Here is a 22,637-nt window from a genome sequence, read left to right as displayed (position 1 = left end):
TGAGCCACCTCCCTTCAAACTACAACATGCCATCGGTCACGAATTTTCGTTATCCAATCCTCACAGCTCACTTGCTCTGAGAAGGGAATTGCCGCTTTTATCCTGGTAAATTTGCGCCGTACGTAGTATCCCTGCCCAGGTGGCAGGACTTTTAGGCCACCAGCAGCGGCGTTCGCCTCCGAATAAGGGATACGAAAGAACGATAGATCATTCGAATCTAGTGTTCCAAATAGCATACCGCTTTGGCTTGCCTTGACATCATTAAACCAGTCCACACCAAAGGTAGGAAAATCAGATGGCACACCCGATAGCACGACATGCACATTGCGATCACGTCCCAACCGTACAATGGCGGAGAGCTGATCCTTTATCATAAAATCGTTCAGTTGCTTACTTAACATATCCGCATCATCAATGACCAGGAGCAATTCGGGATCATTCCCCTCCTTGTTCCGCTGTTGAACGATATCATACACCTTCTGTACCAGAGGCCCCATTTCTTCTTCGCTTTCGGCAGCAGCCTTAACATGAGGAAGATGCCGTAATCTAGATAGTCCTCCGCCTCCATAGCGTGTATCGATTGTATAGACTTCCAATTGATTAGGTGATGTGTAATAAGCGAGCGATATAATCCAACTCATTAGAAAAGAGGTTTTTCCACCCTCCATTGGACTACCCACGATAAAATTGGGCCCTTCTTTTAGATTCAGGAGAAAAGGCTCAAGATCGTCACTCTGTAGACCTACAGGCACCTCATAAGGAAGTGCGCCCGAGGGTCCACTTGTCCGATCCCACTGCTGAAGCAGTTCCGACAGTGGAATCCGCTCAGGTAATGGAAGAATGGCTGGTGCGTGCTTGCCTTTCCATTCCTGCGCAATGCCAGCGATATTGCGACGTAACCGTGCTGATCGTTCCGCCTCATCTTCACCTGGTGAAGGCAAAGCCGTTTGGAACTCCAGCGGAGGAACATGTCCTTTAACCAGGGCGCGGCCTGGAATTAACGGTCCTGGCGTTTTGGCTGGTCGTCCTACCGCATAATAATAGTCACTCGGGTCGGACATTTCAAAAGAAACAGCATTCGGTATGTTACTGCGGAATTTCTCAAACACATCGGTAATCCGGTTCGCCGTAATGATAAACGTGATACCTAGACTACCTCCTTCTCGCAAAAGAGATTCCAGCAGTTCATTTTCATCTGGATAAGCATTACGGAAATTAAGATATCCATCAATGACTACGACAATTTGCGGAATATCCTCGACAGCAGAACGTCGATAAGAACTTATTGTTTTGACACCAGCCTCGGAAAGCATTTCCTTGCGTACGGCCACCATCTTGAACAGATAACGGAACAATCGCTTGATCCGGTCATCTTCCTCAGCCATCATAACAGCCCCGATTTGGGGAAGTTCCCCAAAGTCGCGCATCGTTCGACCCATGTCAATGATATAACCATTCCAATGATTCGCAGCAAAACGCTGAGCCGTGGACATCAGCAATGTATGCAAAAAGGTCGTTTTTCCCATGCCAGGCATGCCATACACAGCCCAATGACCATGATCCAACGATGCATAAATCGGCTCCTGTCGCTGATTCGGCAAATCATCGACCAGACCCATAAGAGCCTTCAGCTCCAAAGATGATGATGTACTATCTATTTCGGTGCATGCAGGCAGATTTGTTAAATCCAGCAATTCAGGCAGCGGTGGAAGCCACGGTCCCTGAAGTCGTTCGATCCCTGCTTTAGCAGCCTCATTCGCAATATAATCAATAAATACTTGAAGCTGTTTAGGAGCTTCTTCACCTTTTAATCCTGAGCTTGCCCGTTCTCCACCCGTCAGTAGCGCTTCACGTTTCCCGTTCAGTCTCACTTCATGGACAGGTAGTGCAGAAGAAATATCGCTGTTGCCTATATACGGCGCACCGCTCCAAGCAAACTGCATCTCTTCAAACACCTCGTCGCTACCCACTTGAAAATATCCTCGTCCCGGCTTCGTAATCCACGCAGCATTCGGTATTTTCAACATGTCACGGCTATCACCTTCGCTTTGCACCCGTAAGCAGATGCGGAACCTGGAGTTACTCCAGATCTTATCATCCACGACACCTGCGGGCTTTTGCGTCGCCAAAATCAAATGGACACCTAGTGTCCGCCCAATCGCAGCAATACTGATTAGCTCGTCCATGAACTCTGGCTGATCCCGCTTTAATTGTGCAAATTCATCAATAATAATAACCAGATGAGGCAGCGGTTGTTCCTGCCGCTGCCGGAGTAGTCTGTAATATTCATCAATATGCTGTAAATTGCCTGCATCGTTCAATATCTTCTGTCGACGAACCAGTTCTGCTTTAAGAGATATTTTGGCACGTTCAATCAAATTATTGTCCAAGTTCGTAATCGTACCCACCACATGCGGCAAGTTAACGAACGTGTTGGACATGCCTCCACCCTTGTAATCGATCAGCATAAAAGCCAGATCATGCGGATGAAACTCGGCAGCAAGCGAGGCTACGATGGATTGGATAACCTCACTCTTCCCTGAACCCGTTGTACCGGCGATCAAGCCATGGGGACCATGTCCTTGACGCTCTATCTTATCATGCAGGTTAATCATAATCTTCTTGCCGCCTGCTCGCACGCCCATCGGTACGGGTAAGGTATCAGGATGGCGGTTACGTCGCCACCGATCTGCCACGTCCAGTTCTTCTACACTCGCTACGCTCATCATATCAAACAGAGGCAGCACAGCGGGAATATCAGAAGCAGAGGAACGCTTCAAGCGAATAGGAGCCATGTACCGCGCCAATGCATCGGCTTCCTCTTTTGATAAACGATCCGGTTTAAAACTTTGCTGTTCAACCTCCGCCGATTCTGATTTGCGGGCATATACGCCCTGCTCTTTGGAAGCCTCCACAATCAGCTGACACTGCATCGGCAAAGCCTCTTTACGAGAAGCCAGCACAATCGTGCACGCATCAATGGCTCGGCCGTCCTCCAGTAACAACGGCAGCAACGGTTCTTCCTCAATCAGCTGAGTGTCAGATAAAACAACGACATAACACGGGACTTCCATCCCTCTGCCCTGACGATCATTGCGATTATTTTTACGGCGGTTCAGTCTGGCAAACAGAAAATCAGCTAGTTGATGTGCACTGCTACTGCGGTCTGACATCATTCTCTGAATTCGGTCATCATCCCACACATGTGGGAGCCAGCGCATCCATGTCCATTCACTTTCCTCTCGCTCGTCATAGAAGGAAGCAATTTTCACTTCATCTGGCGAGTGACGAACCGTCACTTGTGCCAAGATGACTCTTAACGCAGCAAGGGTATGCTCCCGTTCGCCGACCAATCCAACCACTTTGGATTGAAACAGCGGTAATGCAATGGAAGCGGCGTCTACCAGACGAAACTCTTCTTCCAGTTCATCCGCAGCTCCCAACAAAGGATCTCGATCATAACCGTCTGGGCGTGGAATTTGCAATTTAATATGGAAGGGAACTTGTCCAGTCCCAATACGCACCTGCAAAAAGTCCTCATCCTCAGGTGATCGTTCCCAGAGTGAACTGTTGCGGTTTTTGACAATTTGAGTGCATATTTGCGGGTCACCGTGAATTTCATATAGTGTGCGAATTTGCTCCTCGCGTTTCATTTCAAGTTCTTCACGATGCTTTTGGAGCTGTTCCCGGTACATGCGGTCCCGTTCCTCCAGCTTGCGCTTGTATTCCTTCTTATTATTTAGATAGACGAAAAAAGGAATCGTATAAGATGTAAGCATCATGACCACAGTGACCATCTGGAACATCAAATAGTTACTGTTGCCCATCTTACCTGTTTTGCTCATATATACGTAAAAGCCTATAGTCACCAACGTCATCATTAACGGAATAAGTATAGATATAATAGAAAAAGACGGCTTGCTCGGCTCAGCCGGAGGCCGTAAAATCTCCAGCTTCTCCTCTCGGAGCGCCGGCCGTAATCTCGGGGATCGCTGGTATAATGCATTCAAGACAAAAGTCCCCCTTTTCGCTTACTATTTCATTTTACCAAGGTTTCATATAATTTCATGTGTGTATTTACCCATTTTTTTCACTTTGAAACAGAGAACGCCTTCCATACACAGGCGCTTCGTCCTGAGTTGTCGAAAAAGCGCGCTGAATACGCACAGTACAGCCTTCCCGCAAGCCTGATCCTGTGAGTAGCTGGTTATCCCCCACCCTGAACCAAAGCCCTTCCGGGAACTTTGCTTCCATAATATATTGCATACCTTCCGCTGGAGGCTCGCCGAAAATGCGCACACCCAGCATCAACTTTAAATGTTCCACCGAGTATTCATCAGCTACCTCGATGTCAAACCACTCTGTTTCCTGTCGTCCTGAAAGCACGGTCAGGATCATCTGTCATCCCTCCCGATCCTTAATATATAGCAAAGTTCACGCAAAAAGCCTATTTCTACGGAAATATGGCTATCGTAACTGTAGCATCCGACTATTAGACTGTCAATTTGTTACAAAATACCCACTCCAAAAATAAAACAGCGACTTTAGTCATATTTTCTCACATTAGTAGAGTCATTAGCATCAATAATATGTATTTAATTGTTTTTAATATGGGAATATACGTCATTTTGTCGATTAGTTAGAACTAAATTCGATTGTTACCTAGATTGTTGTGAACACTTTGTAAATTTTTCAGACCTTTATGTTTTTATAAGGTGTTTTTAAGGTAATTTTAAGAAACGGGCACTACAATTAAGCCATGAAATAACTCAGGCGAGGTGATTTTTGTGAGAACATTAATTACATTTCAAAACAAACGTATTCCCGTATACTTCAATCAAGAAAATAAGCAACCGGTACAAAAAACATTAAAACTTCTAAGTAACACTTTGGAGAATAAAATCTCCAGCGGCAAGCGTGCCCTTCAAAAATGTCTTAACTCTTTGATCAGTATAGAGATTGTCGGTTGTGAAGCCATCCTGCATAGCGTTAGTGAAAATGATTCATTGGCATTGTCCCTCTATTAAGAGGGACTTTTTTTGTCCACATTAGACACAAAAAAGAGAGGGGCATTTCAGCACCCTCTCCATATCAGTAGCTTTGAAACATGATACATGTGACTTACCGCAGCTTATGCATTTGATTAGACTCTATTTAAAGTATTCTGCGATAACCTTTTTTACCGCCTCGTTCCTTATTCTGCGCCTTCTCAATCCGTATTCTAAACAGTTCTAGTAAATTAGCGCGTGTATGCTCTTCCCGGCAGTTGTCCAGCTTTTTTAAGATAAAACGGTCAATGGACATATGACTCAGGCTCCTTTACAGCAAGCTGCCCCTGCTTTTCAAGGGGATGATCAGGCTATCCATTTTTAACCATTCTGTCTGTTGTTTAAACAGGTACGTTACTTATAGGATAAAGCAGACAGGATTACATACCCTTTAATTAGGGTAAATACATAAAGTTTCGAAAATTTTATCACGTTAAGCCTGGAAGCTATGGACAAGGAGCGAGCAAAAACCATGAGTAAACACATGATTACCAAAATAAGCTGGAACCTTTTATGTGCATTCTTAATCCTAACGATGCTGGCTGCATGCAGCAGGGAAAAAGCTTCAACCCGGAGTATGGCCCAACATGAAGCTGAAGCACGTGCCTACACCGTAACGGGTAATCCCAACCAAGGCGCATCATCCCTTGATGAACGAGCTGCCAATCATACACCTGTCCATAAGCAAGGCAGCAGCTATGTCGAAATATCAGGTGGCGTTAGCATTGATAAAAATACCGTGAAGGTTACAGGACATTCCAACCTCCCGGCCGGAGCACGGATCAAAGGGAATCTTGCGGTCAAAAACTCCCTGTTAACTGGGTACACGGATGAGACAACCGTTCAAAAGGATGGAAGTTTTGTACTCCAGGTACAACGCCCCGGAATACAGGGCAGTATGGATCTGACTGTTCTGTTCCGTCCAGATGACCAAGACAATGAAATACGAAATCTGTATGGCAGCGGTGGCAACAAATTAGAAGGTCCTTATGTATATCAATACGAAGAAAACAAACAGCTTCTACATGAAGTTCGGATTGGGGCTGAATTTGATCCTGAACAAGAACGCAATACCCCTTTAGTTAAGCCCGTCTGGAACAAACCTAAGGACTACGGTAGCCCTCAAGTGTGGATTAAGCCTGATGTGAAGCAAGAAGGTAACTATTATCATGTATATGCGCGCAGCAATTTGCTGGAAGGGTCGGACGTCAAACTCACGATTGATTTTCCGGGACGATGGCAGTTTGGCTACGATGATCAAACCAAAGTTATGCCTGACGGCTCCTTCAGCATGAGGGTCAAAAAGCCGAGCCTTGCCAACCACTACACCATAGTCATAAGTTTCGAACCGAACGAAGATATGTGGACCAACGCCAAACAGGCGTACGGTACACAAGGGGAACGCCTTTCGGGACCGTTAGTCAAGTCCGCAGACGACAAAGAGGGCTCCAAACAGATTGAAGCCCGTATCCCTATCCAACCCAAATCGTAACTAAACGCAGCATCTAACCTAAAGTTACGGCCGTTCGCCATGAAATATGCTTCACAGATACAGCCTAGGACGCGGTTTCCACGTCTGAGTAGATACAGAATCTAGTGTCTTCTAGCCGCTACGGCTGTATCGTGACTGGCGTGCCTATACTTACCTTTTCCTGAAGCTCAAGCACATCCTTATTCTGCATTCGAATGCAGCCATGTGACACCATCTTGCCAATGGACCATGGCTCATTGGTGCCATGAATGCCATAATGCGGCTTGGACAGCCCCATCCAGAACGCTCCGAAAGGGCCGCCGGGATTGGGCTGTTTGTTAATAATCGTAAATTGCCCATGCGGTGTCTGTGTAGCCAGCTTGCCAATACCGACTGGATAACTAAGAACAATCTGATCTCCATCTTTCAAATATAAACGACGATCCGATAAATCCACCACAATGCTGTAGTTCGGCATATATTCACCCCTTTATACCATATGCCGACTACAACTTATATTTTCTTATATTTTTACATTTGATGCTTCACTGCAGCTCGGCTTACCACTCCACATCACGTCGCCAGCCGCTTCGCTGATCCCTACGACCCGGGGCTGTGCTTGAACGGCTATCTTTCCTGCGTCGATCTGCTTCCTTACGCGCCTGATATTCCAGTTCACGCTGCATTTTGCGATAATTGTTCACTCTGGATTCCGACAATTCCCCTCTCTCTATAGCTTCCTCCACTGCACATCCAGCTTCGCCCTTATGCTTGCAATCTGCAAAACGGCATTGCTGCGCCGTTTCCATAATATCTGTAAAGGTATGGGCGACCCCCATGGAATCATCCCACAGATTAAGCTCACGCATGCCGGGTGTATCCAGCAGAACAGCTTGCTTTGCGATGGGAAAAAGCTGTCGGTGAGTGGTTGTGTGCCTGCCCCGGCTGTCTTCCTCCCTCACATCCTGTGTCAGTTGAACTTCAGACCCGGAGAGCCAGTTTACTATCGTGGATTTGCCACTACCGGAAGAGCCTGTCAAAGCAACTGTACAGCCAGGTTGAAGAAACGCCTCCAGTTGCTCTCTGCCTTCGTTCTGCAAAGCAGAAATAACGATAACAGGTACACCAGGGGCAACTCCCTCCGCTTCAGCAACCCGCTGTTCGACATCTTCACAAAGATCACTCTTACTCAAAACGACAACCGGGTTTACCCCGCTGTTCCAAGCCATAATTAAATACCGTTCCAGTCTGCGCATATTAAAATCATGATTCAGCGCATTAACAAGGAACAGCGTATCCACATTGGTAGCGATCAGCTGCTCCTTCGTCTCAAAGCCCGCGGCCTGCCTAGATATTCGACTTTTACGTGGCAAGACGGCATGAATTACTGCATCCGACACTTCATCCGACGTGGTGATTGCCAGCCAGTCCCCTACAGCCGGCATTTCCGCCGGATCTACCATAGCATGTCGTAGCTTACCTGAAGCCGCTCCCCAGCGTTCTCCATCCATTGTGATAAGCTTCACCTTTTGTCCATAATCGGCAATCAAGCGGGCAGGACGTACCTGTGTATTTCCTGCTCTTTCCTCATAGCTTTGCTTCCATTGGTCCCAAAAACCGTTCCAGTAATCAGACCAACCGTATTCATGTATACTCATTGTTTTCCTCCTGAAATCATCGTTTATTTTTGATCGTAGTGTTATTCGATAGGTGTACATTTTCTCTCCCCGCATGCAAACAACGCAAAAAATCCGCAGGGGTTTCCCTGCGGAGGGTATACGATTCAGGCCGATGTGATCCGTTCGTTCACTTAAGCAAGCGGTCTCTCACGGACCACTCCCCAGAACCAACAAGTGGATAACAAGACGCCTAACCATAAAAAATCCGCAGGGAATCACTCCCTGCGGATTTCGTTGGTTCTACTGTCCAACCAACTGCTAAGCCAAGACTATAGATCTATACAGTCTTTAACCGTGCATCGTCCGTGCGGGAGACAAGTCATTCTGCTGCTGAACCCATCCATTCATGTTCGTACGCATATAACATCGCCTCCTCCTAAAATTTCCTTTATCATACAAGTCCATCAATTGTCTGTCAAGGCTGCTACGAAACTTTTTTTGAAATCTTTGTCAAGTTTCGTTTAGCGTACCTGATCCCAGCGTGTCCACATCTCACGCGGGTTCAATTCGTACATTTCCCGTTCCCTGTACATAAACTGATGCATAATCAGCTCACGCCGAATCGTTGCAAAATCCTCATGGTATTGCTTGATCCACTCGTTTAATTCACGTTCAGGATACATACGGCCTGGCTCCAACTTTTCTGCCAGCATCTGAAGTACAATCAATTTTTTCTTATACTGTGCAGGGATTTGGCGCAACTTGCCGTCCTTGGAAAAAAAATTGCGTAAGACCGACGCCTCCAGCGTTTCATTCAACTCTGACATCTCTTCCTCCCCCTCTCCTTTTTCGAAAATAAATTGTACCGTCGCCTCGGCATGCTGCCGGATCAGCTCTGGATTCAGTGTAAAATATACCGTGTTTTTATCACGTCGTTCCTTAATCAACCCAGCCTCACGGAGTTTGGAAGCATGATGTGTAACAGTCGGCTGGGATAAATTCAGCTTTTTCGCCAAAGCTTGGCCATGCATCTCCCCACGTGACAAAAGAAGTAATATGCGCATTCGCGTTGGATCAGCAAGTGCTTTATGATAATTGACCATTTTATCCAGTTGCATCGTTATTGCACCTCATTTCACTAGTACGTACTTGCTAGCAAGCGAATTCAATTACACGAAATAGATATATATCTAATTATATGTTTGCTAAAAGTGGCTGTCAATCTTCACTGTCCGTCATCTCTTTCTGAAAACGGCTGGATATTGTGTTTGCATTGCGGTAGGATTATTATTTGAAACCTTCTCACATACTGAGCTATTTGCTTCAATCCTGAGATCCGTTTTTAATCGTCCAAATAATGTTAACCCTACAAAACTGGCGTAATAAACCAATACAACTGGAGGTTCATCCAAATGCACGACGTAATCATTATCGGTGGCGGACCCTGCGGACTATCCGCTGCAATCGAATGCAGCCGCAGAGGTTTGCAAACTGTCATTATTGAAAAAAGCAACATCGTTCACTCCATTTTTCTGTATCCGACGAACATGCAGTTTTTTAGCACCGCCGAACTACTGGAAATCGGTGATGTTCCATTCAGCACCCCTAATGACAAACCTTATCGTCATGAAGCACTGGCGTACTATCGTAAGGTAGCCACTCATTATAACTTGAACATTCAGCATTATGAGGAGGCCCAGTCCATTCATCGCCAGGATGACGGTACATTTACCATACATACCCTGAGCAAAGGAGAAATAACCAAAACGTATTCGTCACGTTATGTCGTAGTGGCTACAGGATATTTTGATCATCCGAACTATTTGGGCATTCCCGGGGAACAATTGGATAAAGTCACGCACTATTTCAGCGAAGCCCATCCCTATACAGGAACCCGGGTCGCAGTCATCGGTGGCAGTAACTCCGCGGTAGATGCTGCGATGGAATTGGTGCGGGTCGGAGCTACGATTGATATGGTATATCGTCGAAGCGAGTTGTCCCAATACATCAAGCCGTGGGTTCGTCCACTGTTTGACAGTATGGTACAAAAAGGGAAAATCACGCTGCACTTAGGCGCACGCATTACCGAAATCCATCCAGACCATGTCATAGTCAATCCGCTGGACACTGAAGCATTCCGACTCGAGAATGATTTTGTACTGGCACTGACCGGATTTCACCCGGAACGAAAACTGCTGGAGTCTGTCGGCGTTCACATGGCTGAGGATCTGGACAAACCAGAATTTAATCCTGCCACGATGGAAACGAACATCCCAGGTGTATATGTCGCCGGGGTCATCGCTTCAGGCAGCAATGCCAATGAAGTGTTTATTGAAACAGGCCGCTGGCACGGGCGACAAATCGCCGAACATATCCAAAGCTAAATAAACGAAGGAGAACATCTGTATGGATTACAGCTCACTTATCTTACTCGTATTGGCTGGTCTAGGGATTGTTAGTGGCAACTCTACCGTGACTATTGCCATGGTTGTATTACTGCTACTGCGGGTAACCAGCTTTCACACTGCCTTCCCCTGGCTTGAAAAGTATGGCCTGACGATCGGAATTATTATTTTGACGATCGGGGTCATGACCCCGCTAGCCAGCGGTAAAATCAGTATCAATCAGGTGATGGAGTCTTTCCTGCACTGGAAATCACTGCTCGCGATTGGTATCGGAATTCTGGTAGCCTATCTTGGCGGCCGCGGAGTAACTTTAATGTCTGGACAGCCCATTATTGTGACAGGTCTACTGATCGGGACCGTCATTGGCGTTGCCTTCTTTAAAGGAGTTCCTGTTGGACCTCTAATTGCTGCCGGATTGCTTTCCTTGTTAATTGGCCGCAGCTAAATTCGTACAACAAATATAGGAATACATGATAGCAATCTGCATGTCGGGCTGAATTCAGTCCCGCTTTGTGGTATACTCATATCGCATAATTTGGTAAATGCAGGAGGCTTGACCGATGTCTCGACAATTTGTAACGGAAGCTGTAATGGTGGCTATATACGGCCAACTACTTACATCTCCCGCCCCTGTGGAATATATAGTGCCTTACACATCACTGCTAGAGCTATACGAATTTCAGGATAGCACAGAGCCGCTCATGGATAATCCTATGGACGATCAACATGTGAAGCGGAAGGTAAGCGAGTTGATCAGTTATTTTGAGGAACCGTTGAATCAGAAAAAAATTCGGCGTGCGCTTCAGATGCCTTGGGCCAAGAGCTTGCCTATTCTATTCGATGCCAATACATCACTCATCATCATTAATGCTGTTGATACAGCGCATTACGGAGAATATTTTGATCCAATTGAGACTGAACTGGTGTTGACAGCTCAGCGTGAATCTTTACCCATTCTGACGGATCAATTGGACTGGATCCACCGCATTATCGAAGCTTCCGTACCTGTACATGTGTACGACATTGATGATTTTGATTTTGCACTCGATGGCCCGATACTTAACAACCCTTGACATACGACATACCCGCCTTGACCACAAAAAAGCGGCGGAGCATCATGTACAGGCTTATCTCCTGTAACACGATACTCCGCCGCTTTTCATGTTCAAGAACAACTATTTGCACGCTATGATTGACAGTGGAACACTAAGCTTGTTCATCCTCAACATAGGTGTAAATAATGTCATCATATTCCTCCAAATACTTAACTTCCAGATGATGGCCCTTCAGATACCAGTAATCCTGGTCCTCCATATAAAACGTAATGCCAGCCGCTTCATGCTGTAATACGGGGTGCTGCGGCGGCTCTACGGCAATTCCCAGAGAAAAGCCTGGATGCAACCCACCGCCAGAGCTATAGCGAACAAAAAAACGGATCGAATCTCCACGATTCAAACTAAGCTCCTTAATGTACCACTGTGCCGCAGGTTCAGTTACCTGTATGCTCATACGTTATGCTCATCTCCTTGTACAATGACGTCTGCCAACTATATCATAGCATCTTTTAGAATGGCCACCAACCGTCCCAACCCAGCGAGCTTCTTGGACAAGTCATATACATTTTTTTGAAAAAGGTTTGACAATTCGCAAATAAGGGTGTTAAGATTCAACCATACGAGATCCATTTTGAAATTTATTACCAATTTGAACGATTACTCATGTTAGAATGAACCCATTTTGAGGAAGAAAGGAGTGTTACCGGTGCTAAAATTTCCTATTGCATTTTATCCACATCTACAAACACAACAACTTCATACCGGAGCATCTCCCCTGTCGCATCCTTCAAAATTGGGCCATTCGCGTTGTATGGTTTAATACGAGTGGCTACCTGCGTTTGAGCAGTTTTTCAGTGGTGAGTGTGCTGAAAATACCTGCGCGCCATATGATATTGAGATTTAAGGCATATCGTCTGCGGACGGTATGCCTTTTTTGCGCCTGTTGCCGGATCATATTTGTGGTAGCAAGCCGCTGTTGTTTCTTCAAAATGGTACACAACTCTCGAATGAACTTGTCATGAAAGGATGGGATTCCTCTTGTTTTCGGTACTTAAAAATTTAAGCTGGTTTTTTAAAAGAGAACGAAGCCGATACTCCATTGGATTGTTTTTGCTGATAGCCGTTGGTGTGCTAGAGCTCGCTCCACCTCGGCTGCTTGGTAGTGCCATTGATGAAATTGTGCGTGGTTCAATTTCCTGGTCCTCACTTTGGCGTTATATTTTGTACATCATAGGCATTCTAGCCGTCATCTACTACATTACGTACATATGGATGCACAAGCTGTTTGGTGGTGCCAATCTGGTGGAACGCCTACTGCGCACACGCTTTATGAATCATCTGCTGCGAATGACCCCTCCATTTTTTGAACGCAACCGCACTGGGGATCTGATGGCTCGTGCCACGAACGACCTTCGCTCCGTAGCAAGTACAGCGGGCTTCGGCATGCTGACACTGACAGACTCTACGGTCTATCTGAGCGTGGTATTAGTTGCCATGGGCACTCTAATCAGTTGGAAGTTGACACTGGCAGCTATCCTGCCCCTACCTTTTATCGCACTGGCTATGAGCATTTACGGTAAAGCCGTTCACGAGCGTTACACACTGGCACAAGATGCATTTGGTGATATGAACGATCAGGTGTTGGAATCCGTGGCAGGTATCCGAGTCATTCGCGCCTATGTGCAAGAACGAATGGACGAAAAGCGTTTCGCCGATATTACCGACGATGTATTTCGTAAAAATCTGGCTGTCGCTCGGATGGATGCCCTCTTTGAACCAACAATTCGTTTATGTGTAGGACTTAGCTACGTCATCGGACTCGGGTATGGTATTTATCTGGTATTTCATAACGATATCACGCTAGGCGAACTGGTCTCCTTTAATATGTATCTAGGAATGATGATTTGGCCGATGTTTGCCATTGGAGAGCTGATTAACATTATGCAGCGCGGTAGCGCTTCCTTGGACCGGGTTAATGAAACTCTCGATGTCCAGCCAGATGTTCAAGATGCAGCTCAACCTGTTCCAGTGGATCGCCTCGAATCCATCAGGATGAAAGACGTTACCTTCCGTTACCCTACCTCTACTATTGACAATCTGTCACATGTGAGTCTGGAGCTCAAACGCGGAGAAACGCTAGGCGTCGTCGGTAGAACAGGCAGTGGGAAATCCACGCTGCTCAAACTGCTACTACATGAATATCCGACGGGTAGTGGTGATATTTTAATCTCCGGCATACGTCTAGAGGACATTGCAGTAGAACAACTACACAGCTGGATCGGCTACGTGCCGCAAGAGCAAATTTTGTTTTCCAAATCGGTGCGCGAGAACATTCAATTCGGAAAACCTCATGCAGATGACGACGACATTATGGAAGCTATCCGTACTGCTGCCTTCGACCAGGATTTAGGTACCCTGTCTGATGGGCTGGATACACTGGTCGGAGAAAAAGGTATCGCCCTGTCCGGCGGCCAGAAGCAGCGTGTTTCGCTGGCGCGCGCCTTTATCGGTGATCCGGATATTCTATTGCTCGACGATGCACTATCTGCAGTAGATGCCCGGACGGAAGCAAGGATTATTGACAATATCCGACGTAAGCGCTCGGGTAAAACAACCTTGATCTCCACCCACCGCCTTTCCGCTGTAGAACATGCAGACCGGATCGTCGTGCTGGAGCAAGGACGCATTATTGAGGAAGGGACCCACAGCGAGCTACTTCAGGCTGACGGATGGTACCGACAACAGTATGAACGGCAACAAGTGGAATCTGATCTGACCTCAGGGGAGGTATCCTAATGAAACCCAATATCGGCAAAAGGCTATTTCAGTACGCGCTGACGAGCAAAGCAGGCTTTATCGCCGCTCTCATCGCTTTGGCTATCGGAGTAGCCGCCGAGCTGGCTGGTCCCTTCATCGCTAAAACGATGATCGACGACCATATGCTCGCTATTGAAAAACCATTTTATGAAACGACTCGTGTGGACGGAACTGTAAGCTATGCTGGAACCCACTTTAAGCGTGAAGATCGCTTTGAGTCCGGGGAGACTAAAGGTCGCGAAGCGAGGATTTTACAAGTTGGGAAATCTTTCGTATTTGTCGATGGCTCGGTTCAAGTGGCTGACGGTAACCGCTCCTTTACGAACGGAACGCTGACTGTGACACGCGGCTCCGACACCTTTCGCTATGAAGCTAAGGCTCTGACAGCTGATGAACTGTATAGCTTTTACAAACCGGAAATGCCCGGTATCTTTCAGCTGATTGGCTGGTATTGCTTCTTCCTGGTTATTTCCATTTTTGCTGAATTCGGCAAAACATACTGGCTGCAATCCTCGGCGAACAAGGTCATACAAAAGCTTCGGCTTGATCTCTACGCTCACATCCAGCGGCTGCCAGTTTACTTTTTTGATAACTTGCCTGCAGGCAAAGTCGTATCCCGTGTTACGAATGACACTGAGGCAGTCAAAGATTTGTTTGTGGCTGTGCTCTCCAATTTCACTTCAGGGATTGTAACGATGGCAGGAGTATATGTTGCACTCTTTTTGCTGGACTTCAGACTGGGTCTTATCTCTCTGTTTATTGTACCGTTACTGATCTTGTGGATTGTATTGTATCGCAAGGTCGCCACCCGCTATAATACGATCATTCGGTCCAGACTCAGTGAAATTAATGCGATTATCAATGAATCGATTCAAGGGATGTCCATTATTCGCGTGTTCCGCCACCAGAAACAAACGCAGCAAGAGTTTGAAGAACTGAATGATGACTATATGAAGCATCAGAATAAAATGCTGAATTTGAACGCTTTCACTTCGCACAATTTAGTCAACGTGTTGAGAAATCTCGCCTTTGCCGTCGTGTTGTGGTATTTCGGATCTGAGGCGCTCGGAACTACAGGTAGTGCTGTTTCACTAGGCGTATTGTATGCCTTCGTCGATGTGCTGGGTCGACTGTTCCAACCTATGACGGGTATGGTCAACCAACTCGCCGTACTGGATACTTCCATCGTATCCTCAGGACGCGTATTTGAGTTGATGGACGAAACTGGAGAGCCGGTGACGGACGGCACGATGCCGCGCTACAAAGGCCAGGTAGAGTTTAACGACGTTTCCTTTGCCTACAAAAAGGATGATGTACTTAAACATATTTCCTTTACAGCACAGCCCGGGCAAACAGTTGCCCTTGTCGGACATACCGGATCAGGCAAAAGTTCGATTATCAACCTGCTATTCCGGTTCTATGATCCGCAAAAAGGAACGATCACCATTGACGGAACGTCTGTCAAAGACATCCCTAAGCAATGGCTTCGCCATCATATGGGTATTGTTCTTCAAGATCCATATTTGTTTACAGGTACGGTAGCCTCTAATGTCAGTCTCGAAGACAGCCGAATCACGAGAGAACAGGTGAATAAAGCGCTGCATGACGTTGGAGCCGACAAATTGCTGGCCCATTTGCCGCAAGGATTCGATGAGCCTGTTATTGAAAAAGGCAGCACCTTATCAGCCGGGCAACGCCAGCTTATTTCCTTCGCTCGTGCACTAGCCTTTAATCCCGCAATTTTAATTCTGGATGAAGCTACTGCCAATATTGACACCGAAACGGAAGCGCTCATCCAATCCGCTCTTGAGGTGCTCAAGAAGGGACGTACGACCTTTATCATTGCTCACCGTTTGTCCACCATTCGCAGTGCGGACCAAATTTTGGTGCTGCATCGGGGTGAAATTGTTGAACGGGGTAGCCATGATGAACTTATGGCCCAAGGCGGGCGTTACTTCCAAATGTATCAGCTCCAGTCGGGAACAGTTGCAACAGAATCAGATTCAATCTCTGCTACGCCTCCTGCGCAAGATGACTTGCTTACTGGCAAAGTCAGCATTTAAAGCTTGAATAGCCCAATTGCTTAGGGCTAACGATGAACATTTGGCATGAAAAAACCAGCGAGCCTCTCCTACACATTGGAGGCTCGCTGGTTTATTTTTATATAGGACATATGGCTTGTAATTTTATTTAGCTACAGACGTGCCTGTTCCTGTGGGTGGAAACACTGTTCCATCTACTGCTTTGAGCGTAACCTTATACTTGCTGTCTACCAACGTACTTGTGTGGGTATCCGTAATGACCTGAATATTCATTTCCCCTGGCTTTGGACTAGTCAGCTTGTAGTAAATTACTGCATTCGTATCATCTACGTAGTCGATGTGATCCACTTCAATGCCGTAACCTGGATTAGGTGCCTGCAGACGGGTGATTGTCACTTTGTTCTGCTGGTCATTTGTCTTCTCTATGCTCATACTAATATTATTTTGTTGAACCGGATCTACAGGCTCAGCCGGATTTTCAGGAGTAGCTTCAACCGTTTTATGACTTTGTACAAATTCGGATGCGTTATAGACCATTTCTGCTGCCTCCATCCGCGTTACTTTACGATCCGGGTTAAAGTTGCTCTGTTCGTCCAATTTTGCAATTTTGGTCAACAGCAGGAATTGAACTGCTGCGTTTGATTCCTGATCTAATTTTTTGCCATCCGCTACATTAACTAACATACGGACAGTTGGATATTCACCCGTTGCACTCACTGCTTTATACAGAATATTCGCAAATTGTTCTCTTGTCATACGGGTGCTTGGATCAATATCTGGTGACAAAGGAATTTGGTGTTGGGCCGCAATCCGATAGGACTGAGCATACCATGCGGAAGCCGGAATGTTTGCAAAGGAACCCGTTGTGAAATCAGGCATTACCTGAAGATCCATCGCACGAACAACCAAATGTACTCCTTGTGCATAGGTGAGCGTTTGATCCGGTGCAAATTTATCCTTGGTTATTCCTTGGATAATTCCTTTATCCTGAAGTGACTTTACGATCTTCTCCTGTTCAGCTCCCTTTATATCACGAAAAGCAGAAGCCGACGTAGCCACAGCCAATGAGCAGACGACAAGCAGGGCAACTGCCACGCTTTTATTTTTTTTCATGAGATACACCTCCATGTTTACTTTGCTTCTATACTTACCGACGCAATAAAAGCATCAAATGTTTCAAATATGCACAAATTGGTTGCAAAACAGTGGAATACCTGCGATTAGTGTAACCCGTCTAACTCTTTTCTGCTCACAATCTTTATACATACCCAAAAGTGCCTGTAACAGATTACCTTTTACAGTATCCCCTTGGAAGAACCGGATCTGGGTAGCAGTATCCCGCCGGCAAACCTCGCTCCCCTTTGTTCTCTTTGCTTACATCCGATTCGGTGCTTTCAGACCAAGAAGTTGCAGCGCGCATGCCAGAATATCCGCAGTTTGTTCCGCCAATTGAATACGCCAGCGTCCACCATCGACAATCCTTTCCTTGGCGTAAAAACGGTTGAACGCCTGGGCCGTATCCAGTGCAAATCTCGCAATAACCGAAGGCTCCAGTTGGCGAGCCGCACGTATCAGTTGTCCGTGATAACGATCCAACTGCTTAAGCAGCGCCCAACCTGCGTCACCAAACATTTCATCCGATATGTCATTCAAATCACGAGAATGGCTATCTTGGACAAGGGCGTTGTCGGTAGAATTAGTAATAACATCAACATCGGCGCGAGCATGAGCTTTCTCCAGAAGGCTGCGTATGCGCGCATGAGTATACTGCACATAAGGCCCGGTCTCACCTTCAAAGGTCAGCGCCTCCTCCAACGAAAAATCCACTTCATTCAGCCGGTTGTTTTTTAAGTCACCAAAAATAATCGCCCCAATACCAACGTCCTCTGCTACTGCCTGTTGTTCCTGCAAATCGGGATTCTTCTGAGTAATGATGGCTTGAGCACGGGCTATAGCTTCATCCAGCACCTCTTCCAGTTTGACAACTTTTCCACGTCTTGTAGACATTTTCTTACCCGCAAACCGCATTAATCCAAACGGCACATGCTCACACTGCTCCGCCCATGCCTCTCCTGCATATTTCAGCACCGCAAACACCTGCTGGAAATGCAGCTTCTGTTCCCCACCAACGACGTACAGAAGCCGATCAGCCTTCATCACTTCATGACGATAAATCGCTGTTGCCAGATCACGTGTCGGATAAATGGTAGTCCCATCCTTTTTTAGAATAAGACATGGCGGCAGTTCCTCGTCTTCCAGACGAACTACGAGCGCGCCATTACTTTCCTCCAGCAATCCCTTTGCTCTTAATTGAGCAACAACTGCCTGCATCTTATCATTGTAAAAACTTTCTCCCAGCACATGGTCAAATGTAATGTTCAGGCGCTGGTACATACGATCAAATTCACCCAGACTGACTTCAACAAAAAACTCCCATAGTTGTTGAGCCTCAGCATCCCCATGCTCCAAACGTCGGAACCACTCGCGGCCTTCATCTTCCAAAGTTGGATCATGCTCGGCCTCCTGATGAAAACGCACATACAGTTTCAGCGATTCACCAATCGGATCATGTTGTAGCTGCTCCTCATTTCCCCATCTTTTATAGGCCGCAATTTGCTTGCCAAACTGTGTTCCCCAATCTCCAAGATGATTCACACTAATTGGGACATATCCGGTTTCACCAAGTATGCGATACAAGGCAGCACCAATAACAGTAGAGCGAAGATGACCAATACCAAACGGTTTGGCAATATTGGGCGAAGACATATCAATGACCACCCGCTGTCCGTGTCCGATATTGGGCCTGAGGAAATCAGCTTTGCTCAACTCAGCAAGCATAAGCGGAATATGAACCGATCGATCCAATGTTATATTTACGTAGGCACCCGATGCTGAAGCAGTTAAACCTTCTTCATGGCTCACTAGCTCCGCTAATTCCATTGCAATGTGCTGCGGAGACTTTCGAAACTTCTTAGCCAGCACAAAACAGGGAAACGCTACATCTCCCCATTCAGGCTGCGGAGGCACCTCGAATAAAGATAAAATTTCTTTTTCCTCCAAGCCCGTATGGGCCAATATCGCTTGAGCAGCAATCCTCACTAACATGATCTCTCTCCTTCTTTTTATAGAATCTAACAAAAAAAGCTCCCGCCTCTTGAAATAATTCAAGAGACGAGAACTTCAATATCCCCGCGGTACCACTCTTCGTAAATCGGTTGTGCAGCTAAAGATAACTTACACAAATCGCGATTTCACTCCAATGACTAATAACGGTGTCTGCCGGGCTGATCTACTAGAAATTCTGCTCGTTGGATCAACCGTCTCCCGGGTGCGCTTCACATCGGACCTCATACCGGCTTCCACCTCTTCCGGCTCGCTGTAATGATACGGCTCCGCTGCTACTCTCCCGTTCCATGACGTTAATTCCAATTATTATACAAACCTATTCAGTAGAAAGCAACCTTTTATTTCCTCTTCAGGCACTAGTTCCATATATGTAATTACACTGCCACCAATTGGCGGCATGCCTGAACGCAACGACGGCAGGCTTCTGCACAATGTTTGCAATGATCATGGGAATGCTTGCTGCATTCAGCAGCACATACCTCACAGGCCTTGGCGCACAGCTCACAGATTTGCTCGGCAAAATCCGTTCCGCGCTGCAGCATTTGAGCAGCAAATCCGCATATTTCTGCACATTCCCTACTCACTCGAATACATTCACGCAGCATAGCTAAATCATATTCCTTCAAACTCGCTACGTAACATACATTGCAAGCGTTCATACATTCCAGGCAAGCATCCACGCATTGTTGGTATGAATGATTCATATTACATTACCTCCCAGTTGTTGACCCTGCTGTACTATTACCCGCTGATCCTTGAGTTTAATCATTTGATGTGCGCGCTTACAATAAAATAAAAACAAAACAATCCCGACTTATGTAAGGAAGTGTACTATATTCCAGTATGTAAGTGCAAGGATATTAATCACATGGATTTTCAGCGCCTGTTTCTCACTTGCATACACTCAGTCATTGCTCTATTGTAAAAAGTGTATGTCTAACCATCGATCAAGGAGTGAACATTTTAATGAATATGTCTTCCGTAGAGGAGCATCGACAGGAATCCCCGCAACAGGTTAATTGCATGGTCGTGACTGTCTCGGACACACGTACCGTGGAAACAGATACCGGGGGACAATTGCTCATGGATCTACTAGAAACCAATGGATATAAGGTTGTTCGATATGTCATCGTCAAGGATGACTACGAAGGTATTCAGCAGTTAGTATCCGAAGCAGCGGCACAGAATGACATCGAGGCTGTACTTTTGACAGGCGGTACCGGTATTTCTCCACGTGATACTACATATGAAGCCGTCTCCTCTCTACTGGATAAGGAACTACCTGGCTTTGGGGAAATCTTCCGTTATTTAAGCTTTGCTGAGGACATTGGTTCAGCAGCTATATTAAGCCGGGCTGTAGCTGGTACTGTGGGTCGGATAGCTGTATTTTCTATGCCTGGCTCACGCGGAGCCGTTCGTTTGGCAATGGAACGCATTATTGTCCCTGAGCTACGACATGTGATGAGAGAAATTTATAAATAAGCTCCTATTTCCTATATGCCGCGACACAAAAAGGCACCCCATACATTCATGAGGTGCCTCTTCCAACTATTCTTTTTCTTCAACTTCGGGCTGCATATAGCTGTCGATCAGCTTTTGCTTCAGCTCCCATACCTTCTCGCTCAGATTTACACGATAAATTTCAGGGTTCAGCTTCCGCAAATATTCTGGCCAAAACAGTTTCAACTGTGAAGTATGGTAGGCACGAATTTCATCCAGCTCAGGAAGCTCATATACCTTCTGTCCATTTATAAAAATAGGCTCAAGCATTGGCACGGCTTCATAATTTTCTACATACTTCTTCATATACGGATGCAAAGGGTTAAACAGCTTCAGGCGCTTACCATTACGCGGACGCTCTTCATCCGGGAAAGAAATATAATCGGCTACAGCTCTCCCTTTCTTCTTATCCACAATACGATATACATCCTTCTTGCCTGGTGTGGATACTTTTTCTGGGTTACCCGAGATCTTAATCGTCGGCAACATTTCGCCATCCACTTCACGCTCAACCAGCTTGTACACCCCGCCAAGCGAAGGTTGATCTGAAGCCGTAATAAGCTGTGTTCCTACACCCCATACATCAATACGTGCCCCTTGGGCTTTCAGGTTAAAAATCGTATTTTCATCCAAATCATTGGAAGCTACAATTTGTACGTAATCTAAGCCTTCAGCATCGAGCATTTCCCGCGCCTGAATGGATAGATAAGCCAAGTCACCGCTATCCAGACGGATTGCATTCATACGCTTGCCCTGACTCTCCAGCATTTTTGCTGTCCGAATCGCATGAGGAACACCGCTTTCCAGCGTGTCAAAGGTGTCTACCAACAGTGTAACCTGGTCCGGTAAAACCTTCGCATACACGTCAAACGCCTCCTGCTCCGTCATAAAGGTCTGCACCCATGAATGGGCATGTGTCCCCTTCGTCGGGATTCCAAAATGCTCGCCTGCCAGCATATTAGAAGTCGCGTCAAAACCTGCCACATAAGCTGCCCGTGCTCCCCAAATCGCCGCATCTGCTTCCTGCGCACGCCGTGTCCCAAATTCGAGCAGTGTATCGTCACTTGCCACCTGCTTGATGCGCGACGCCTTTGTCGCAATGAGCGTCTGATAGTTCATAAAATTAAGCAATGCCGTCTCGACAAGCTGCGTTTCCATAATCGTTCCTTCAACACGTACCAAAGGCTCGTTTGGAAAAACAAGTGCTCCTTCTTTCATCGAATGGACCGTTCCACCAAACTTAAACTGGCGAAGCGCCTCCATGAACATGGGATCGTATTTCTCCTCCTGTTCAGACAGGTAGCGAATGTCCTCTTCTGTAAACCGCAAATTTGCAATATAATTCACAATGCGTTCCAGACCAGCGAACACGGCGTATCCATTACCAAAAGGGAGTTTACGGAAATACGCCTCGAACACAGCTTTACGCTGATGACTTCCGTTCACCCAATGGGCGTACATCATATTGATCTGATATTTATCTGTATGTAATGCGAGGCTCGTTGACTGCATCGTAATCATCCTCTCTGACTGTCCCCATGTTTGTGGTGGCAG

At 46.4% G+C, this 22,637-nt stretch carries 19 protein-coding genes and 1 other annotated feature; of the genes, 8 read left to right on the top strand and 11 right to left on the bottom strand.

All coding sequences use genetic code 11. The annotated features are described in order from the left end of the window. Positions 1-14: 14 nt before the first annotated feature. Together essC and ACUYLD_RS05455 are read right to left on the bottom strand one after the other, a co-directional pair. A complete protein-coding gene (gene essC, locus ACUYLD_RS05460) occupies positions 15-4,010 on the bottom strand; it encodes a type VII secretion protein EssC (protein WP_446674547.1) in 3,996 nt (1,331 codons plus the stop codon). A 67-nt stretch (positions 4,011-4,077) separates the two neighbouring features. After that, on the bottom strand, positions 4,078-4,398 hold the full coding sequence (locus ACUYLD_RS05455; protein ID WP_023988263.1) for a hypothetical protein: 321 nt from the start codon (positions 4,396-4,398) through the stop codon (positions 4,078-4,080). A gap of 389 nt (positions 4,399-4,787) precedes the next feature. Between ACUYLD_RS05455 and ACUYLD_RS05450 the strand changes: the two genes are divergently transcribed. Further along, complete coding sequence (locus ACUYLD_RS05450) at positions 4,788-5,027, top strand: hypothetical protein (RefSeq protein WP_013370782.1); 240 nt, start codon at positions 4,788-4,790, stop codon at positions 5,025-5,027. 127 nt (positions 5,028-5,154) lie between these two features. Here ACUYLD_RS05450 and ACUYLD_RS05445 read toward each other — a convergent pair whose 3' ends face one another. Further along, positions 5,155-5,304 (bottom strand): hypothetical protein, encoded by a 150-nt coding sequence (locus ACUYLD_RS05445; protein WP_023988262.1) that lies wholly within the window; start codon positions 5,302-5,304, stop codon positions 5,155-5,157. Between the two features lie 216 nt (positions 5,305-5,520). Between ACUYLD_RS05445 and ACUYLD_RS05440 the strand changes: the two genes are divergently transcribed. Continuing rightward, positions 5,521-6,540, top strand: a complete 1,020-nt coding sequence (locus tag ACUYLD_RS05440; RefSeq protein WP_250261575.1) for a flagellar motor protein MotB — start codon at positions 5,521-5,523, stop codon at positions 6,538-6,540. A gap of 118 nt (positions 6,541-6,658) precedes the next feature. Here ACUYLD_RS05440 and ACUYLD_RS05435 read toward each other — a convergent pair whose 3' ends face one another. From ACUYLD_RS05435 to ACUYLD_RS05425, 3 genes are all read right to left on the bottom strand, one after another. Beyond that, complete coding sequence (locus ACUYLD_RS05435) at positions 6,659-6,997, bottom strand: L,D-transpeptidase (protein ID WP_023988260.1); 339 nt, start codon at positions 6,995-6,997, stop codon at positions 6,659-6,661. Between the two features lie 82 nt (positions 6,998-7,079). Beyond that, on the bottom strand, positions 7,080-8,177 hold the full coding sequence (rsgA, locus tag ACUYLD_RS05430) for a ribosome small subunit-dependent GTPase A (protein WP_250261576.1): 1,098 nt from the start codon (positions 8,175-8,177) through the stop codon (positions 7,080-7,082). A 482-nt stretch (positions 8,178-8,659) separates the two neighbouring features. Further along, positions 8,660-9,256 carry a DUF2087 domain-containing protein gene (locus ACUYLD_RS05425; protein WP_061829408.1) on the bottom strand — a complete coding sequence of 199 codons (597 nt, stop codon included), beginning with the start codon at positions 9,254-9,256 and terminating at the stop codon, positions 8,660-8,662. Between the two features lie 294 nt (positions 9,257-9,550). Here ACUYLD_RS05425 and ACUYLD_RS05420 point away from each other — a divergent pair, with 294 nt between their 5' ends. The 3 genes from ACUYLD_RS05420 (at position 9,551) to ACUYLD_RS05410 (ending at position 11,616) form a co-directional block, all read left to right on the top strand. Beyond that, the gene (locus ACUYLD_RS05420; RefSeq protein ID WP_446674546.1) at positions 9,551-10,522 is read left to right on the top strand and encodes a YpdA family putative bacillithiol disulfide reductase; all 972 of its coding nucleotides are present in this window, start codon (positions 9,551-9,553) and stop codon (positions 10,520-10,522) included. 22 nt (positions 10,523-10,544) lie between these two features. Beyond that, positions 10,545-10,988 (top strand): DUF441 domain-containing protein, encoded by a 444-nt coding sequence (locus ACUYLD_RS05415; RefSeq protein ID WP_029517055.1) that lies wholly within the window; start codon positions 10,545-10,547, stop codon positions 10,986-10,988. A gap of 115 nt (positions 10,989-11,103) precedes the next feature. Further along, positions 11,104-11,616, top strand: a complete 513-nt coding sequence (locus tag ACUYLD_RS05410; protein WP_023988256.1) for a hypothetical protein — start codon at positions 11,104-11,106, stop codon at positions 11,614-11,616. Between the two features lie 133 nt (positions 11,617-11,749). Here ACUYLD_RS05410 and ACUYLD_RS05405 read toward each other — a convergent pair whose 3' ends face one another. After that, positions 11,750-12,052: a HesB/YadR/YfhF family protein gene (locus ACUYLD_RS05405; protein ID WP_446674545.1), complete on the bottom strand. Its 303-nt coding sequence runs from the start codon at positions 12,050-12,052 to the stop codon at positions 11,750-11,752. 584 nt (positions 12,053-12,636) lie between these two features. On the opposite strand from ACUYLD_RS05405, the gene ACUYLD_RS05400 reads away from it, so the two are divergent. Continuing rightward, a complete protein-coding gene (locus ACUYLD_RS05400) occupies positions 12,637-14,394 on the top strand; it encodes an ABC transporter ATP-binding protein (protein WP_446674544.1) in 1,758 nt (585 codons plus the stop codon). Then, positions 14,394-16,478: an ABC transporter ATP-binding protein gene (locus ACUYLD_RS05395; protein ID WP_446674543.1), complete on the top strand. Its 2,085-nt coding sequence runs from the start codon at positions 14,394-14,396 to the stop codon at positions 16,476-16,478. Before ACUYLD_RS05400 ends, ACUYLD_RS05395 begins: the two co-directional genes overlap by 1 nt. A gap of 123 nt (positions 16,479-16,601) precedes the next feature. Here the strand turns inward: ACUYLD_RS05395 and ACUYLD_RS05390 are convergent, their stop codons facing one another. The 3 genes from ACUYLD_RS05390 to ACUYLD_RS05380 form a co-directional block, all read right to left on the bottom strand. Further along, the gene (locus ACUYLD_RS05390; protein WP_061829413.1) at positions 16,602-17,570 is read right to left on the bottom strand and encodes an S-layer homology domain-containing protein; all 969 of its coding nucleotides are present in this window, start codon (positions 17,568-17,570) and stop codon (positions 16,602-16,604) included. A 261-nt stretch (positions 17,571-17,831) separates the two neighbouring features. Next, a complete protein-coding gene (gene argS, locus ACUYLD_RS05385) occupies positions 17,832-19,562 on the bottom strand; it encodes an arginine--tRNA ligase (RefSeq protein WP_446674542.1) in 1,731 nt (576 codons plus the stop codon). Between the two features lie 59 nt (positions 19,563-19,621). Continuing rightward, positions 19,622-19,880: a binding site (T-box leader), on the bottom strand. A gap of 77 nt (positions 19,881-19,957) precedes the next feature. After that, complete coding sequence (locus tag ACUYLD_RS05380; protein WP_023988251.1) at positions 19,958-20,287, bottom strand: four-helix bundle copper-binding protein; 330 nt, start codon at positions 20,285-20,287, stop codon at positions 19,958-19,960. A gap of 262 nt (positions 20,288-20,549) precedes the next feature. On the opposite strand from ACUYLD_RS05380, the gene ACUYLD_RS05375 reads away from it, so the two are divergent. Continuing rightward, positions 20,550-21,065: a MogA/MoaB family molybdenum cofactor biosynthesis protein gene (locus tag ACUYLD_RS05375; protein ID WP_250261581.1), complete on the top strand. Its 516-nt coding sequence runs from the start codon at positions 20,550-20,552 to the stop codon at positions 21,063-21,065. A gap of 66 nt (positions 21,066-21,131) precedes the next feature. On the opposite strand, the gene ACUYLD_RS05370 is transcribed toward ACUYLD_RS05375, so the two are convergent. Beyond that, positions 21,132-22,595, bottom strand: a complete 1,464-nt coding sequence (locus tag ACUYLD_RS05370) for a nicotinate phosphoribosyltransferase (RefSeq protein WP_023988249.1) — start codon at positions 22,593-22,595, stop codon at positions 21,132-21,134. Positions 22,596-22,637: the final 42 nt, after the last annotated feature.

It is taken from the genome of Paenibacillus sp. SER-28 (assembly GCF_052906305.1).
This window is presented reverse-complemented; position numbering and strand designations above follow the sequence as displayed.